Here is an 18028-nt window from a genome sequence, read left to right on the forward strand (position 1 = left end):
GAACATTATGATTAGTGTATTTGATATGTTTAAAATTGGTATTGGACCATCCAGTTCCCATACCGTTGGACCAATGAAAGCAGGTAAGCAATTTATTGATGACTTAGTCTCAAAAAATCAGCTTGAGCAAGTGACAGCACTTCAAGTAGATGTTTATGGTTCACTTTCAATGACTGGGCGTGGGCACAATACTGATATCGCTATCATTATGGGATTGGCAGGCTATTTACCACATAATGTCGATATTGATCTCATCCCTCGTTTTATTTCTAACTTAAAACAGACCGCACTTTTACCAATCGCAGAAAACAAAAAAGTGGTGAATTTTGATTTTGATAAAAATCTGATTTTCCATCAAACCTTTTTACCGTTGCACGAGAATGGGATGAAAATTACTGCGTTTACCGGTGATGAAGCAATTTATAGCCAAACCTACTATTCTATTGGTGGTGGATTTATTGTTGATGAGGCACATTTTGGTCAAGAAGAAGAGCAATCAGTCGCCGTGCCATATCCTTATAAAAATGCGGCTGACATGCTAAAACACTGCCAAGAAAACGGCTTCGCATTATCTACAGTAGTTATGCAAAACGAATTAGCCTTACACGGCAAAGAAGCACTTAGTCAGCATTTGCAAAATGTGTGGGAAAGTATGAAAGCCTGTATTGATCATGGAATTAGTACAGAAGGGATTTTACCAGGTCCATTGAGAGTACCTCGCCGTGCAGCAACGCTTTACCGTATGTTAAAAGCCAATAGTAGTTTATCTAATGATCCAATGAGCATTGTAGATTGGGTTAATATGTTTGCTTTAGCTGTAAATGAGGAAAATGCGGCAGGTGGCCGTGTTGTGACCGCCCCAACAAACGGAGCTTGTGGTATTGTTCCTGCCGTATTTGCTTATTACGACAAATTCATCGCACCAATCACTCCTGAGATCACAGAGCGTTATTTACTGACTTGTAGTTTCATTGGCTCACTTTACAAAATGAATGCCTCAATTTCAGGAGCAGAAGTAGGCTGTCAAGGTGAGGTAGGCGTAGCTTGTTCAATGGCTGCTGCTGGCTTAGCTGAAATTCTTGGAGGTAGCCCAGAACAAGTGTGTATCGCCGCAGAAATCGGTATGGAACACAACCTTGGTCTAACGTGCGACCCTGTTGGTGGGCAAGTACAAGTTCCTTGTATTGAACGCAATGCGATTGCATCAGTAAAAGCAATCAACGCTAGCCGTATGGCACTGCGCCGCACTACAAGCCCACGAGTGACCCTAGATAAAGTGATCGAAACCATGTATGAAACAGGGAAAGATATGAACGCAAAATACCGCGAAACCTCACAAGGGGGATTGGCGATTAAAGTGGTGTGCTAATCTGCATTTCATCAGATAAAGAGTGCGGTCAATTTTCAGAAAGTTTTAAAACTTTTTCAAAATTGACCCCACTTTTCTTTAGCTCACCTGAAATTAGGTAATCAAAAAGCGGATAACAAAATCCGCTTTGATGTGTTTACTTTATGGGTAGCGATAATGCCCAATCATTTTATATTTAAACAAAATATCTTCTTCTTGTGTCCCTGACCCTATATTATGAATGACTAATGGGATACCCTCTGGTGTTTTCTTATCTGAAACAATGCCAATATGCGGTAAATTACGGGGCAAACGCCAAGTAACAATATCACCCGCCTTGAAACTAGCAACATCAGTCAGAGATAACGACTTACCTTGTCGTTGGAAAAATTTTTCCAAATTGGGAACTCGACGGTGATCAATATTGGTATCCGTCGCTTTTAGTCCCCACAGTTTTGGATAACTTTCCCATGCTCTTTTCATATCTTGATTGACTAATTTTTGTAAATCAATATGCTGATGGCGATAAGCTCGGATAACCACATCTGTACAAACTCCCGTATGTAATGGTACATCCCCCATTGGAAATGCAATTTTACGATAAGTCGGATCATAACTTTTAGTGACATTAATTTGTTGGCGTGCATCTTGCACCAATTTCGTGAGGTTCACAGCAAGGCTTGCTTGACTCACCAATAACAAACAGATACCTAATAAATATGTATTCATGACTGAAACTCCAATTCTACAGCCCTCTCCCCTAATATTTCCCCTAATTGTGCAAGTAATTCATCCGTAGGATTAATTGACCACTGAACTCCCATTTTGACCTTGCATTTGCCTCGTGGACTCGAATAATACACATGCATAGGTAGACTCCCCCCACTATGTGGCTCAAGTAAGGTTTTAAATTGTCGAATAAATAATGGTGTTATCTGTTCTTCCGACAAACAAACAGCAAGAGCTTTCGCATAACGGCTACGCGCCTCATCTAAGCTCATTAATTCACGCACTGTCATTTTTAGTCCACCTGAAAAGTCATCAAAGCTCACTTGCCCTGAGACAATCACTATTGTATCTTTCTGCAATTTCTCGCCAAATTTTTCTAAAGCATCTCCAAATAAAGTAATATCTAAACGACCAGATCGATCATCAAGAGTTGCAATGCCCAAACGGTTACCTTTTTTTGTAATTGCCACACGTGAAGCGACCACTAAGCCGCTCACTGTACTCAATTGTCCTCGATAGTTTGGTGCCAAATCTTTTAAACGAGTAGAACTATAGTGCTCTAATTCTTTAATATACGGGCTAATTGGATGGCTACTTAAATACAGCCCAAGCGTTTCTCGTTCTCCATCAAGTATGACTTTTTCACTCCAACGTGGCGTACTGGCATAGGCCTTTTCCACATCTTCGTGTCTTTCTGTCAAGACACCGAACATATCTGTCTGCCCAAGCGCCTCGTCTTTTGCATGCTGATCAGAGGCTTTCAACGCATCTTCTAGATTTTTCGACAATGCGGCTCGATGTGGACCTAACTTATCAAAAGCGCCAGATAAAATCAGGCTTTCAAAAGTACGGCGGTTGATTTTTTTCAAATCCACACGAGCACATAAATCAAATAAGTCTTTAAAAATACCACCTTGCTCGCGTGCAGAAATTAAAGCTTCAATCGGCCCTTCACCCACACCTTTAATCGCTCCGATGCCATATACGATTTCACTATTTTCATTCACACTAAAATGATGTTTACCCGTATTAATATCAGGTGGAGCTACTTTTAAGCCCATACGCAAACACTCGTCATACAAGCCCACAATTTTATCAGTGTTATCCATTTCTGATGTCATTACCGCTGCCATAAATTCTGCTGGGTAATGGGTTTTTAACCATAAAGTTTGATAAGAAACCAATGCATAAGCTGCTGAGTGCGATTTGTTAAAGCCATAACCTGCGAATTTTTCTACAAGGTCGAAGATCTTCATCGCAAGTTCACCATCAACTCCCTTTTGAATAGCACCTTTTTCAAAAATTTCACGTTGTGCTGCCATTTCCTCAGGCTTTTTCTTACCCATTGCACGGCGTAATAAATCCGCACCACCTAGCGTATAACCTGCCAGTTCTTGTGCAATCTGCATGACTTGTTCTTGATAAACAATAACACCATAAGTTGGTTCTAAAATTGGTTTTAAACTTTCGTGTTGATATTCAGGATCAGGATAAGCAACAGGCTCATTTCCGTGTTTACGGTCAATAAAGTTCTGCACCATTCCCGATTCTAACGGACCCGGTCGGAATAATGCCACTAGTGCGATAATATCCTCAAAACAGTCAGGTTGAAGACGTTTTATCAAATCCTTCATCCCACGCGATTCTAGCTGGAAAACAGCCGTTGTTTCAGAGCGTTTTAATAGTTCAAAGGATTCTGGATCATCTAATGGAATTGTGGAAATATCAACTAGTGGTTTCCCCTCTTTAGCAAGGCGTGTATTGATCATATCCAACGCCCATTTAATGATGGTCAAAGTACGCAAACCTAAGAAGTCGAACTTCACTAAGCCGGCATATTCCACATCATTTTTATCAAAATGCGTCACAGGGTGTTTACCCTCTGAGTCGCAATATAGTGGTGAAAAATCCGTAATTAATCCCGGTGAAATGACTACCCCACCTGCGTGTTTACCCGCATTACGTGTCACACCTTCGAGTTTACGAGCCATATCGATCAGGGCTTTGACTTCTTCATCCGAATCATAAACTACTTGTAACTGTGGCTCCGCTGCAAAAGCCTTTGCCAGCGTCATACCTGGATCAGGTGGAATTAACTTAGAAATTCGATCAACAAAGCCATACGGATGCCCAAGTACACGCCCTACGTCCCTGATGACCGCTTTTGCTGCCATTGTGCCAAAAGTAATAATTTGTGATACCGCACCACGTCCATAAGTTTCTGCAACATGTTCGATAACTCGATCTCGACCATCCATACAGAAGTCAACATCAAAGTCAGGCATAGAAACACGTTCTGGGTTTAAGAAACGCTCAAAAAGTAAGTCAAATTCGAGAGGATCAAGATCGGTAATTTTTAACGCATAAGCGACTAACGAGCCCGCACCAGAACCACGCCCCGGTCCTACTGGAATATCGTTATCTTTCGACCACTGAATAAATTCCATTACGATCAAGAAGTAACCTGGGAACCCCATCTGGTTAATTACATCCAATTCAACTTGCAAACGCTCATCATATTCTGAACGACGCTCTTGTCGGACTTTCTCATCAGGAAACAGCACTTGCAGACGCTCTTCCAAACCTTCTTTAGATTTTTTAACCAGAAATGCTTCAGTAGAAAGATCTCCTGTTGGAAATTTAGGTAAAAAATATTCGCCTAAACGAATTGTCACATTACAACGTTGAGCGATGAGTAAAGTATTTTCAAGTGCAGAAGGAACATCTGAAAACAGCTCACACATTTCTTGTTCTGAACGAAAATATTGCTGACTAGTATAAATTTTCGGACGTTTTGGATCATCAAGTGTATAACTGTCGTGAATAGCTACACGAATTTCGTGCGCCTCGAAATCCTCTTCCTCTAGGAATAACACATCATTAGTCGCAACAACAGGTAAACCTTTTTGCTCCGCATATTTAATAGCTAAGCTCACATAACGCTCTTCTTCATGGCGTCCAGTTCGGCTCAAACTTAAATAAAAATGTTCAGGGAAATATTCTTGATAAAAATGTACCGCACTTTCAATCTCTGCTTGGTTACCTTTAAGTAACTTTTTCCCTACATCACCATTATGCCCCCCCGAAAGAATGATGAGTCCTTCACGATGTTCAATGAGCCATTCTTGATCGATATAAGGTAAATCTTGGTAGCCACGCTCATAAGCTTTAGAAAGTAATAAAGTAATATTTTGATAACCTGTATTGTTTTTCGCCAGCAAAGTGAGTTCAAAACGTTCATCACCACATAGAGCGCTTTTTACTAGAACATCCGCCCCAATAATCGGCTTTATGCCTGATGATAGTGCTTCACCATAAAAGCGTACCAATCCACAAAAGTTAGTAAAATCAGTCAATCCCATTGCTACCATATTGTTTTCGACACAGGCTTTAACTAACGGCTTTACTTTAGCAATGCCGTTAATCATCGAAAAATCACTGTGAACACGCAGGTGAACAAAACGGGGGATAGACATAAAATAGAATCCTTGGAGTGTGTAAGTTTATGTGGAAAGTGCGGTTTATTTTAACGGGATTTTTTCGGTTGCACAAATTTAGTAAGATGAATGAAAGTACATAATTTAGGAAATAAAAAAGGCTTGGGTTGCCCCAAGCCTGAAAAGTCATAAAGTTCAATAAAAATAATTATTTTGCTAAATTCTCGCGAATTGCATCAGCTAATTCTTTGCTTACTTTATCGAATAAAGCTAATTGTCTTTCAACAATTGCAGGGTCAGTTACGCCTGATAAACCTGCTGCGAAGTTTGATGCTACGCGAGCTTTTTGTTCCGCATTGAACAAATTGTAAAGCGCAGCTGGTTGTGAATAATAATCTTCATCATACTCACGGAAGTTAAAGTGTGCAGCTGAACGCTCTAATTCTAATGCTGGCTCTTGTTGGTGAGTAGGCACATAAGTATCAAAACGGTTCGGTGCATAGTTAGGGTGTGTACCACCATTGTTATCTACACGCATTGCGCCATCACGGTGTGTGGTGTGGTATGGGCATTTTGGTGCGTTAACAGGGATTTGGTGATGGTTAACACCTAAACGGTAACGTTGCGCATCTTGGTATGAGAATAGACGTCCTTGTAACATACGGTCTGGAGAGAAACCAATTCCTGGAACGATGTTAGAAGGTGCAAACGCTGCCTGTTCTACTTCTGCAAAGTAGTTAATTGGGTTTTGATTTAACTCTAATACGCCCACTTCGATCATTGGATAATCTTTGTGTGGCCATACTTTTGTTAAGTCAAACGCATAGTTATGTTTGTGTGCATCTGCTTCTGGCATGATTTGTACTTGAACATTCCAACGTGGGAATTCGCCACGCTCAATCGCTTCGTATAAATCTTGTTGGCTTGACTCACGGTTTTCACCCACCACTTTAGCCGCTTCTTCATTAGTATAGAATTTGTGACCTTGTTGTGTTTTGAAGTGGAATTTCACCCAAAAACGTTCATTTTGTGCATTGATAAAGCTATATGTGTGGCTACCATAACCATTCATATGACGTAAATCTGCTGGAATACCACGGTCACTGAAAAGAATCATAATTTGGTGTAATGATTCAGGATGACGTGACCAGAAATCCCACGCAGCATTCGCATCACGCATATTAGTTTGCGGATTACGTTTTTGAGTGTGAATGAAATCAGGGAATTTCAATGGATCACGGATAAAGAATACTGGTGTATTGTTACCTACTAAGTCCCAGTTACCTTGCTCTGTGTAGAATTTTAATGCGAAACCACGAACATCACGCTCTGCATCAGCAGCACCACGCTCACCCGCTACAGTTGAGAAACGCAATAACACTTGAGTTTGTTTACCAATGCCATTGAATAAATCCGCTTTTGTGTATTTGCTAATATCGTGAGTTACAGTGAATGTACCATAAGCTGCTGAACCTTTAGCATGAACAACACGCTCAGGAATACGCTCACGAGCAAAGTGCGCTAATTTCTCTTGATACCAAACATCTTGTAAAAGTAATGGGCCTTTAGGACCTGCAGACATTGTATTATCGTTTTCAACGATAGGTGCACCTGCAGCGTTAGTTAAAGTTTTTGAACCGTGGTCAAATGGGCATTTAGACATAATCTACTCCTCTAAAATAATGGACATACCAGATTTATTTTATCAATAAAACTGATAACAATTTTCATCATAAGTACGGTATTCATACTTGGTTTGAAAAATTATATGTATTTTAAACAAACTCGCAATCTATTATTTTGATAGAAAAATTTTATTAAAAAGGAAATATCAAACAATCTGATATACAAAACCTATTACAATACATAAAAATATTCACTATAAAAATTTTTATTCCTGTATGCTTTTATTCTAAACTAGAACCCCATCCAGATTAAAAGAAAAAACACATATAAATCAATTAATTAAAAAAATATTACATTCTATCAAACCCACTTTAATATAATAAAATGGAATAAGTATCAGTTACTTTTTTAAATATAAAAATTTAATACAAAAAAGAAAAAATTTATTTTAAGTAAATATAAGAACTATATTAATACCAAAATAATATTTATTGTGTTACGAATAAAAAATAATAAAACTCAAATAATAAATATAACACCAAACCAGTAAAATTAGAATAATTAATCGAAAGTTAAATGGCATATGATATAATTTAATTATATTAACAATATGTGTATTTATATTTTTTATAAATCTGTAACAACGAGCGATTAACAGTTGACTATAAGGAGATAAATAATAGTTTGAAAACACAAGAATAATTTAAAAGGAAGTAAAAAAGAAAACTCAAAATAATTTAAGACGAGATATAAAACACATAGGGCAATCTATAACATTTACCCTATATAAAACATAAAATTTTTTTCATTGACAACAATCAATAGTTTATTTTCAATAAAAATAAACTATCAATATAATCTAAGAGCATTACTTGAGAAGCAATGCTTGTGCGCATACATAAGCAGAACTCCACGCCCATTGAAAATTATAACCTCCTAGCCAACCTGTCACATCTAAGACTTCACCAATAAAATACAAACCTTGGACAGAATAAGCCTCCATTGTTTTTGAGGACACTGCACTAGTATCAATACCTCCCATTGTGACTTCTGCAGTACGGTAACCCTCTGTTCCATTAGGTAAAAATTGCCAATGATGAATTAATTGATCGAGTTGTTGAAAAATTGGTTTGCTCAGTTGTGCAATAGGCATATCTTGTACTAATTGTTGTACAATCCAAAGCTCTACTAATTTTTTAGGTAATACTTTTGCCAAAGCATTTTTTAGCAGTAACTTTGGCGAAGTTGCTCGTAGTTGTTGTAAAAAGTCAACAATATTTTCACTTGGTAATAAATCAATTTCGATGGATTCATTTGGTTGCCAATAATTTGAGATCTGCAAAATCGCAGGACCTGAGATGCCTCGATGAGTAAACAACATATTATTAGCAAAAGCCTTGCCATTTTGCGCTGTAGCCACGATAGGTAATGCAATTCCTGAAAGTGCGGTATAAAATTTATCAATTTCACGCCAAGTGAAAGGCACAAGGCTAGCACGTGGAGCGAGCACTTGAATACCAAAATGCTCTGCAATTTGATAACCAAAAGGTGAAGCTCCAAGACCTGGCATTGAAAGCCCACCCGTTGCAATCACTAAGGATTGGCAATACCATATTTGCCCATTGGCAATTAATGAAAAGCGCCGCTTATGGTCATTTTCTTGCTTTCTTACACCGCTAATTTGTTGACGTAGTTGAATATTAACACCATATTTTTCACATTCTGACAGCAACATTTCAACGATTTTTTCTGCACCTTCATCAGTGAATAGCTGTCCTAACTCTTTCTCATGATAAGCAATACCGTACTCTGCCACCATTGCAATAAAATCCCATTGGGTATAGCGAGCAAGAGCAGATTTAACAAAGTGCGGATTTTGTGAAAGATAATGTTGTGGTGTAACATCAAGATTAGTGAAATTACAAAATCCACCACCCGACATCAAAATTTTACGCCCAACTTTTTTGCCGTTATCAAATAACGTCACTTGCTTACCTAGCTTAGCGGCTTGGCTTGCACAAAATAAACCAGCAGCCCCCGCTCCAATAATAATAACTTCAGAATAATTGTTCATAAATGTGATTAATATGTTGTAAGCAATAAGCTAATGTAGGTTAATATCAGATTATTGCTTTATTTTGATTGTTGCAGTCTAATTTCTGCCATTTGAATACGTTGAATCAAAGTACGGCGATCGATATTTGGTCGGTCGGAGTCTAACATTTTTTGCCATGTCTGTGCGGCTTTTTGATAATTTCCTTGAACAAATGCATCAGTAGCAATCAATGATAGGCTTGAAATTTCTTGTGGATCTTCAATCAGTGCTTGATTTAATAATGCCTGCACTGCCTCCGTCAGTTGTTGCCCCGATTGATAATAAAGTGCAGTCGCTAAAGCGCCTAAAATATAAGGCTTATTGCCTAACAAGCTTTGTGCATTCTGGTAAGAAATCCTTGCACTATCAAATTCATTATTTTCGATATACGCTTGTCCCAATGCGAGCCAATTTTCTGCATCATTAGGATCTTGGCGCAATTTATTTTGAATTTGTGTGATTTTATCCTCATTTTGCTGAGATATAGCTTGCTCCATTAATTGCATTTGTTGCTGTAAAAAAGTGGCTTCGCCTTGCTCAACGTCTGTATAACGAGGCAAAGAAAAATAGTACAAACTTGGCACAGTAATTAATAAGAACGCTAAAAACATATTCAATTTTAATGAGAAACGCACCGCACATTTCCCTTCAGTTAATACAAAATCCGATTGATTTTGTAATTGTTTTTCATCTTCCAATAAACGCTGCCCCAATTCATTACGCAATTCTGGGTCTGAGCTCATCATCAATTGCTCACGATATAAAGCAATATTTTTTTGCTGACGATAGTTGTTTTGCCAAGACAACCATTTTCCGAAAGGTAATAATAGCAACACAATAATCAACAACGTAAAAGTTAATAATCCCCACCACATCATTCTTGTCTATCCGTTTGTTCTGTTTGCTTTAATAAACGTTCAATTGCATCTTGTTGCGATTTATTGAGCACCCTCTCGGCTTTTACTTGTTTTGAACGTTTTTTGGCATAGCTAAGCATCAAACCTAAAGCAAACAATAATGAAATAGCAGGGAGGCTCCATAATGCGGCGGTCGTCCATTGGAGAGGTGGATTATACAACACAAAATTACCAAAACGTGATGTCATTAAATTCACAATTTCTTGATTGCTTTTACCTTCATCAACCATTTTGTATACTTCAATTCGCAAGTCATAAGCAATAGGCGAGTTAGATTCCACTAAATTTTGATTTTGACATTGTGGACAACGCAAGGATTTAGCAAGCTCCACAGCTCTCACACGATCTTCCGTATTTTTGAATTGATAAGTGTCCACTATTTCTGCTCGAACCAAAACACTGAAAAAGAGCAAAAAACTTAACAAGAATCCATTGCACCTTGTCACTATCTGTTTTGTCATTATTTTGTCTCCAAATGTTGCAACTCAGGCACAAAGTAGTTTTGCCATATTTCAGCATTAAGTGGACCAGTATAACGATACTGAACAACACCGTATTTATCTACTAAATAGGTTTCGGGTGCACCGTCCACACCAAGGTTTAACGCAAATTCCCCTTTACTATCATTAATCACCAATACAAACGGGTTGCCAATTTTCTGCAACATTGCTAATGCATTTGAGGTTTTATCACGATAATTGAGCCCGACAATTGGAATAGATTTTGATAGTTGCATTAAAAAAGGATGCTCTTGCTTACAATAAGCACACCAACTCCCCCAAACATTCAATAAAAATGCTTGTTTTGGTAAATCCTTATTGCTTAATACTCTCTCTATTTTTAATAAATCTGTTTGATAAAATTCTGGTACAGGCTTACCAATTAACGCAGAAGCTATTTTCTTTGGATCTTGCTGTAAACCAATTAATAACAATGTACAAACAGCTAAAATCACAAATAATGGCAGAAATAAAAGAGCTCTTTTCATCTTAGATTTTTCCTGTTTAATCTGTGTTTTTCACAGACTGAAATTGCTTATTGCGTCTTAATCCAATCGTAGCCAACAGTGCACCAAATGCCATTAAAATACCGCCAAACCATAACCACCTAATAAACGGCTTATATTGCAAACGGAAGGTAAATTCGCCATTGCCTAAGCGATCGCCCATCACAATATACACATCACCAAACCAACCCCAATTGATACCGACTTCACTCATATTCATTGTGCGAACATCGTAATAACGGCGTTCAGGATAAATTTCGGCATAAGGTTGATTTTGTTTTGTCACCACAAAATGGGCTTTTTCACTGGTATAATTTGGTCCCAATACATTTTTGAAACCTTTATAATGGAAATGATAGTTCCCTAATTGTTGAGTTTGATTTGGTGCAAGGCGAACACCGATTTCACTACTGTAATAACTACTCATAATCGCGCCAATCGCAGTAACAGCAACGCCTAAATGTGCAAGAATCATCGCAAATTGTTTTACTGAAATATATCGCCACGGTGCCCACAAAGTCGCTAAGATTAACCAAATCGATAAGCTCAATAGTATGTAAGCAGTTAAGTTAAAATACAATGATTCGTTCCTATCCACATAGTAGGATATTAAGAAATACGCAATGATTAATGCAGGAACTAACAATAAGGCTCGTTGTATAAAACGCTTTTTATTTAAGGTTTTCCAATGCATTGACAATACCGCGATCATTGCAAATAAAGTAATAGCAAAGAGAGGTAAGAAAATCGCATTAAAATAAGGTGCACCAACGGAAATCGAACCCCATTGAAATGCAGTGAATACAATTGGATAGAAAGTGCCTAAAAACACACTTAAGGTTGCAATAGTCAATAAAATATTCAGTAATAGCAGGGCATTCTCTTTAGAAATTATGCGAAAACGTACCGCACTTTGCTGTAAATTAACTTTCAATGCAAAAAGAGTTAATGCCCCAACTGTCAGCAAGAAGAATAAAATTAGTAGAGCAATACCACGCTCTCCATCCACGGCAAAAGCGTGTACCGAGGTCAGCACGCCAGAGCGGACAATAAAAGTACCAAGTAAACTAAAAGAAAAAGCAAGTAAAGAAAATAGAATCGTCCAATAACTAAAAATACCACGTTGTTCAGTGACGGATAAGCTATGTAATAACGCTAAGCCAAGCAACCAAGGCATTAAAGAAGCGTTTTCAACAGGATCCCAAAACCACCAACCGCCCCAGCCTAATTCGTAATATGCCCACCAAGAACCTAATACTATGCCCAAAGTTAAAAATAACCAAGACACCAGCACCCAAGGACGCATCATTCGTGCTAATGCAGCATCTAAGTGTCCACTAATGAGCGCAGACACCGTTATCGCAAAATTCACAGCAAAGCCTACATAGCCAAGATACAACAATGGCGGGTGGAAAATAAGCCCAACATCTTGCAACATGGGGTTTAAATCACGCCCTTCAAAGGCTTGAGGGAATGCACGTTCAAAAGGGTTAGATAAAAAGAGGATAAAAAGGCAGAAAGCTAAACAGATCAAGCCTAATACTGAAAGGCTTCTCGCAGAAATAATCGGTTCTTTATGACGGCTTGAAAAGGCAAATAACATCACCCAAATAGCGAGTGCAAACAACCAAAATAGCATTGAGCCTTCGTGTCCACCCCAAGTGGCTGACACCTTAAAGAAAATAGGTAATTGAGAGTTTGAGTGATGTGCAACATATTGCACAGAAAAATCATCAACTGCAAAAGAATATGCCAAACAAGCAATAGAAATGCTCGTAAAAATGCCAAATAAATAACTTAGATTCCAAGCCGTACCAATCATAGTAGGTTTACGTAAAACAATGCCAAATTGTGGCACAGTTGCGAGCAATAGTGCACAGAAAGAAGCAATAAGTAAGGCAAAAAAACCAAGTTCAGGGATCATATCGAGTAATCAAATAAGATAGAAGTACACATTAAAAAGGCGAACTAGCCGTTCGCCTCTCTCATTATTTTTAAGGGCTATTACGCCAACGTCATTTGTCCTGCGTAGAGGATAAAGAAACGCAAACATAACACGCCAATTAAACCTAAGCAAGACACGAATACCATAAAGCCTTTTGTATGCTTTAACTGATGATTCGCTATCGCATTAAGGATTAATGGCAGCACTAAACCAATGCCAACCACACCAATCCAGAACACATTTGCCCAAAATCCACTTAAAAGTGCGGTCTCAAATGCAACAGTTTTTTGTCCACCACCTAAATACAAGCCGATAAAGAATGCGGCTAATAGGAAAATTTCGATACAAACAACAGGAACCTCAAATTTATGAATAAATGCTAGCGATTTTGAATGTGTATCTTCTTTAGTAAAAAGCAATGTACACACAATTAACGCAGCTACACCAGATGATGTACCCGAAGCCAAGAACAAGATTGGTAACACTGGGTTATTCAACATTGGATAGCTGATCAATGCAGACAATAGGAAACCTGTATAAGCCCCTAATAATACAGATAAAATGATTAAAATAATTTCAATTAAACCTGTAAATTTTGTTGCAACTGCAATCAGCTTATTCACAAAAGCAAATAGCTTAGCATATTTCTCAATCAGTCTTGCAACTAATTTATGGAAAATAATCGCTAACCATAACATTAAGAACAGCATATACACTTGGAATAACATTACACCCATCGACATAATGGATGTCGTACTATAATTAAACATCAAATACCAGAATGTCCAAGGCTTGGTTAAGTGGAAAATCAAAATCACTAAACCAATAATAATACTCAATGGTGCCAAAAAAGCGGTGCAACGAATGACATTATTTTCTGAAGGATCATCACCTGCTAGCCCTGCTCGTTTTAACAATACCGCAAGCATTGCCGCACCCGCTGAGATCCCGAGTAAAAACAAGTAAACCGCAATGGTATGATCCCATACTAAAGACGGGAAATGAAATGGACTGTTCATCGTCTTAACTCCCCTCTTTTCGCTGGCACATGGTAAAGATTTGGATCTGTACCTAATTCAACTTTTGTACGATACACTTGTTTCTCTTTCACTTTCTGTACTATCTCGCTATTTGGATCATTCATATCACCAAACGTCAATGCGTTTGTCGGACAAGATTCAACACAAGCCGGTAATTTACCTTTGGCTAAATTTGTATCACGACAGAAGTTACATTTATCTGCGGATTTATATACAGGGTGAATAAAACGGACGCGATATGGGCAAACCGCAATACAATATTGGCAACCTACACAAAGATCTTTATGTACATCAACAATGCCGGTTTCCTTATCAACAAAAGATGCCCCCGTTGGACAAACGTGTACACAAGGTGCATTACTACAATGCTGACAGGAATGGCGGAAAAACTCATATTCCGCATTTGGAAATTCGCCATAAGGTTCGCTGCGTATAATTTCCAAACGAGAAACCCCTTCAGGAACTTGGTTAGTTTCACGACAAGCATCCATACAAGCTGTGCAACCGATACATGAGGTTTCATCATGTAACATTGCATAACGGATTGGCTTTTTCTCGTCACTAACACTTTGTCCCACTGATTTTATTGATGTTCCCGTCATTAGGATTAACGCTCCCATACCGGAAACAAAGTTTCGGCGTGAGCAAGCTGTCATTTTTTATCCTTTTGTTCGGTTGCATAAATATGTGGTGGTTTCAACTCGGCTTTACGTTTTTGTTGTTCACCGTGACAATCCACACAAAGTTTCACTTGTTCTTTCTTCGCAATACCAGACATTTTATCTTGTGCTGGGTGTAACGTATGGCAACTTGCACAAGGTAATTTCATTGCATGAACATCGTGCGCCCAAAGCGTTTCACGTAATTTTTTCGGTTGGTGACACGCAAAACACACTTGGTTTTGCTCTTCTACAGTAAACATTGGTTTTTTATCACTGAAAATATTACTATGGAAACGCATTACATCTTTTGCACCTCGACGATGATCTTCAGAGATATTACCATGACAATTTACACAGGTAATTGGTTTACCTGTATTCGGATTTTTTTCTGATAAGTGAGTACCATGGAATTTACCAAAATGGAACTCTCCGCCAGATTGACTATCGTTAGATTCTAGTTTATGACATTTCGCACAATATTGGTTTGGATCACGTTGATGCTCTAGTTGTGGCTCATAAACTAGTGTGCTTACGCCCTTCGACGTATTCGCTTCAGCCACTGTCGCAACACCAAAAGCAATTAATCCTATTACGATAGCTATTCCTTGTTTAAAAAGGGAATTTAAGCTCATTTTCATTACCTCAAAATTAGTGTTAAAAGCACCGCACTTTTACTTTATTTAGCACATTAAAGTGCGGTCGTTTTTGACAAAGTTTGTTTATTTCTCAGGAGGAAGTAAGCCTTTTTCTCTAGCTTCTTTATCCCATTGAGGAACAATAGTTTTGAGGAATTCTGCTTTCGCTCTGCGCTCTTTCTCAATATCAACACCAGTTGCTTTCCACGCATTTTCAGCGGTTGAAATATCAGGCACTTTTACAGGCTCTGTGATACCATGTTTTGCTAATACACGAACTAATTGTGTTCTTGCATCAGAAGCACGATCTAAGCCTGTACCAAGCACTTTTAAGATCACATCAGGTGCGTGAATATGACCACCATGACCTGCAGCTGAGTAGTCCCAACGCCATTGTGCATGACGGATAGCTTGCAATGCGTCTTTCATTTCTTCTTTAGTTGCACCCGCTTCCCAAGCGGCTTTAGCTTCAAAGTGTGCTGCAACTAATTGATCTTCAAGTCTTAACATTACGTCTTTGATTTCTTTCTTACGAGACTTCACGATATCTTTTAATTTTTCTTTGCTTTGATCGTGACAGTTTGCACAAGTATGCTCAAAGGCATTGAATGGGTTACCAATTTGGTGATCTGTATAAACTTTACCATCTACCCCTTGTACTTTTGGCATATGGCAGTCAATACAAGTCACACCATTTTTACCATGAACACCTAACATCCAAGTTTCATAGTCAGGGTGCTGTGCTTTTAACATTGGCGCTTTTGAAAGGGCATGTGTCCAGTCAACAAAACCGATATCGTCGTAATATTTTTCCATTTCATCAACGCTAATACCGTTGTCCCAAGGGAATGTCACTTGTTTCAAATCCCCTGCAAAATAGTATTCCACGTGGCAATTTGCACAAAGCGCTGCTCGTTGATCTGTTCTATCTGCATCCGCAAATTTCTTATTAATTTTTTCTAAAGGACGTAATACGTGAGGGCGAGCGATACGTAATGCTGGTTTACCTTCAGCAAAATCTTTCGATGTGGTATCGTGACAATCTGCACAGCCAATTGGATTCACAATTTCTGAACCGCCGCTTCCCCAAGTTGCACCGAAATAGCCCGCTTCACCACGCTCTGCGATTAAACGAGGAACGTCTGGGCTTTTACAAGTCCAACAAGCCATTGGCATTGGACCAGCATCTGGTGTCATCGGTGCGCCAGTACGTAAAATTTCTCTTACATCAGTAATTGCATAAAAGTGTCCACGAGGCTTCTTATAGTCTTTTGCAAAAGCGTAACCGGCCCATAAAACAACTACACGCGGGTCTTCATAGTTCACTGAATCAAGATCTGTCGATTTTGAAGTGTCTGCCCAACCTTGGTACTGTTTTGGGAACTGTTCTTTAAATAAGTCATTTCTCGATTCTATCTTTAAGCTAGGATTTGCTGGCTCAACTGGTTGTTCGATTGGTTTATACTCAGCCATTGTGTTAGGTAATACTGAAACACCCCAAGCCACAGTTGCCGCAAGTAATAGGCGTTTTTTCAATACGTTCACGATAATTACTCCATTAAAAGGTTTGACCTTAAGTTGATTTGTGTGTACAAAAATGATTAAAAACTACCAACCCCTTCATCATCCTAAATGATAATTTTTATCATTAAAAACAACAAAATAGCTGATAAAAAAGAAAAATCCATACTATAAAAATAACAAACCATTTTATGAATTGCTTATTTTTTTCACTATTTCTTGTTTTGGATCAAGTTTTTTATTTAAGAATAAAATAAAAGCTAATTTTGTAGCATGAAAAATACCACTTAAGAGGTATGAATCATATGTAATAAACTAGGATTTAAAGCGTTTTAGGGATATAAAGAGAATATACATAAAAATACTCATAAAGAGGTGTTATGCTCATTTTATGCCACATAAAATAAATAATTGAATAAAACAAAAATATTTTATTTCTAATAACGTAAAAAATATAAAATGAAATGAAGGAGCTAAACTTAAAAAGGAAACCAACAAAAAAGTGCGGAAAATAGACCGCACTTTTTTATCAATCTAACGTAGTATCTCAATTACTTGTCCCGATAAAGTTTAGAACAGATGAGTTTACCTAAAATATATAACTGCGATTTCTTATAATCTTGCACTAACTGAATATGCTCTGATATTTCTGGCGATTTTTCCCCTTCTCCCCAAAACTCGGTGTAATAGGCTGTTGAGAGCTGATCCATTGTTTGTGTATCGCAATTCACTACATGTTTTCTACGTAATGACTTAGCATATAATTCAGGTTTTTCAGGATAAGCATATTTACTTTTTTCTAAATTAACGACGACATCAAAGTAAACTAAATAGTCCTCAATATGCCCTTTAATCACTTTATTGGCATCAACAAAGTGATTTGGCTCTTGTGATAATCGAATAAAACCTGACTTAATTAGTGTTGGCACAACCAATGCAACATCGTCAGGAGCTTTTGGCTGTGGAGCGGGAGCTTTGCAGGCAGTTAAAGTAGAGAGCCCAATAATAATAGCAAGTAATGTTTTCATATTCACTCCTAGTTAGTTCCTTTTTACATAGGCAAATAG

The 18028-nt window shown here is 38.1% G+C and carries 14 protein-coding genes; 1 reads left to right on the forward strand and 13 read right to left on the reverse strand.

Annotated elements, in window-relative coordinates; translation table 11 throughout:
• Positions 1–7 precede the first annotated feature (7 nt).
• Positions 8–1369 carry an L-serine ammonia-lyase gene (locus tag CKV78_RS06475; protein WP_005763109.1) on the forward strand — a complete coding sequence of 454 codons (1362 nt, stop codon included), beginning with the start codon at positions 8–10 and terminating at the stop codon, positions 1367–1369.
• Between the two features lie 141 nt (positions 1370–1510).
• Here the strand turns inward: CKV78_RS06475 and CKV78_RS06480 are convergent, their stop codons facing one another.
• The 13 genes from CKV78_RS06480 to CKV78_RS06540 all read right to left on the reverse strand — a co-directional run bounded on the left by CKV78_RS06480 (position 1511) and on the right by CKV78_RS06540 (position 17989).
• Positions 1511–2077, reverse strand: a complete 567-nt coding sequence (locus CKV78_RS06480) for a DUF1287 domain-containing protein (RefSeq protein WP_005763110.1) — start codon at positions 2075–2077, stop codon at positions 1511–1513.
• Complete coding sequence (gene dnaE, locus CKV78_RS06485; RefSeq protein ID WP_032855325.1) at positions 2074–5553, reverse strand: DNA polymerase III subunit alpha; 3480 nt, start codon at positions 5551–5553, stop codon at positions 2074–2076. The genes CKV78_RS06480 and dnaE overlap by 4 nt, the downstream gene beginning before the upstream one ends.
• A 169-nt stretch (positions 5554–5722) precedes the next feature.
• Positions 5723–7177 carry a catalase gene (locus tag CKV78_RS06490; RefSeq protein ID WP_005763114.1) on the reverse strand — a complete coding sequence of 485 codons (1455 nt, stop codon included), beginning with the start codon at positions 7175–7177 and terminating at the stop codon, positions 5723–5725.
• Positions 7178–8008: 831 nt separating this feature from the next.
• On the reverse strand, positions 8009–9214 hold the full coding sequence (locus tag CKV78_RS06495; protein WP_005763116.1) for a BaiN/RdsA family NAD(P)/FAD-dependent oxidoreductase: 1206 nt from the start codon (positions 9212–9214) through the stop codon (positions 8009–8011).
• Between the two features lie 59 nt (positions 9215–9273).
• On the reverse strand, positions 9274–10113 hold the full coding sequence (locus CKV78_RS06500) for a tetratricopeptide repeat protein (RefSeq protein ID WP_005763118.1): 840 nt from the start codon (positions 10111–10113) through the stop codon (positions 9274–9276).
• Positions 10110–10598 carry a heme lyase NrfEFG subunit NrfF gene (nrfF, locus tag CKV78_RS06505; RefSeq protein WP_032855473.1) on the reverse strand — a complete coding sequence of 163 codons (489 nt, stop codon included), beginning with the start codon at positions 10596–10598 and terminating at the stop codon, positions 10110–10112. The genes CKV78_RS06500 and nrfF overlap by 4 nt, the downstream gene beginning before the upstream one ends.
• A gap of 14 nt (positions 10599–10612) precedes the next feature.
• Positions 10613–11140: a DsbE family thiol:disulfide interchange protein gene (locus CKV78_RS06510; RefSeq protein WP_005763122.1), complete on the reverse strand. Its 528-nt coding sequence runs from the start codon at positions 11138–11140 to the stop codon at positions 10613–10615.
• A gap of 16 nt (positions 11141–11156) precedes the next feature.
• Positions 11157–13082 (reverse strand): heme lyase NrfEFG subunit NrfE, encoded by a 1926-nt coding sequence (nrfE, locus tag CKV78_RS06515; protein WP_005763124.1) that lies wholly within the window; start codon positions 13080–13082, stop codon positions 11157–11159.
• 80 nt (positions 13083–13162) lie between these two features.
• Positions 13163–14122, reverse strand: a complete 960-nt coding sequence (gene nrfD / locus CKV78_RS06520) for a cytochrome c nitrite reductase subunit NrfD (RefSeq protein WP_005763126.1) — start codon at positions 14120–14122, stop codon at positions 13163–13165.
• A complete protein-coding gene (gene nrfC, locus CKV78_RS06525) occupies positions 14119–14799 on the reverse strand; it encodes a cytochrome c nitrite reductase Fe-S protein (RefSeq protein ID WP_005763129.1) in 681 nt (226 codons plus the stop codon). The genes nrfD and nrfC overlap by 4 nt, the downstream gene beginning before the upstream one ends.
• The gene (gene nrfB, locus CKV78_RS06530; RefSeq protein WP_032855329.1) at positions 14796–15437 is read right to left on the reverse strand and encodes a cytochrome c nitrite reductase pentaheme subunit; all 642 of its coding nucleotides are present in this window, start codon (positions 15435–15437) and stop codon (positions 14796–14798) included. The genes nrfC and nrfB overlap by 4 nt, the downstream gene beginning before the upstream one ends.
• Before the next feature lie 87 nt (positions 15438–15524).
• Complete coding sequence (gene nrfA / locus CKV78_RS06535) at positions 15525–16985, reverse strand: ammonia-forming nitrite reductase cytochrome c552 subunit (protein ID WP_005763133.1); 1461 nt, start codon at positions 16983–16985, stop codon at positions 15525–15527.
• 527 nt (positions 16986–17512) lie between these two features.
• Positions 17513–17989 carry a surface-adhesin E family protein gene (locus tag CKV78_RS06540; protein WP_005763135.1) on the reverse strand — a complete coding sequence of 159 codons (477 nt, stop codon included), beginning with the start codon at positions 17987–17989 and terminating at the stop codon, positions 17513–17515.
• Positions 17990–18028: the final 39 nt, after the last annotated feature.

The organism is Pasteurella dagmatis, from assembly GCF_900186835.1.
Taxonomy (GTDB): domain Bacteria; phylum Pseudomonadota; class Gammaproteobacteria; order Enterobacterales; family Pasteurellaceae; genus Pasteurella; species Pasteurella dagmatis.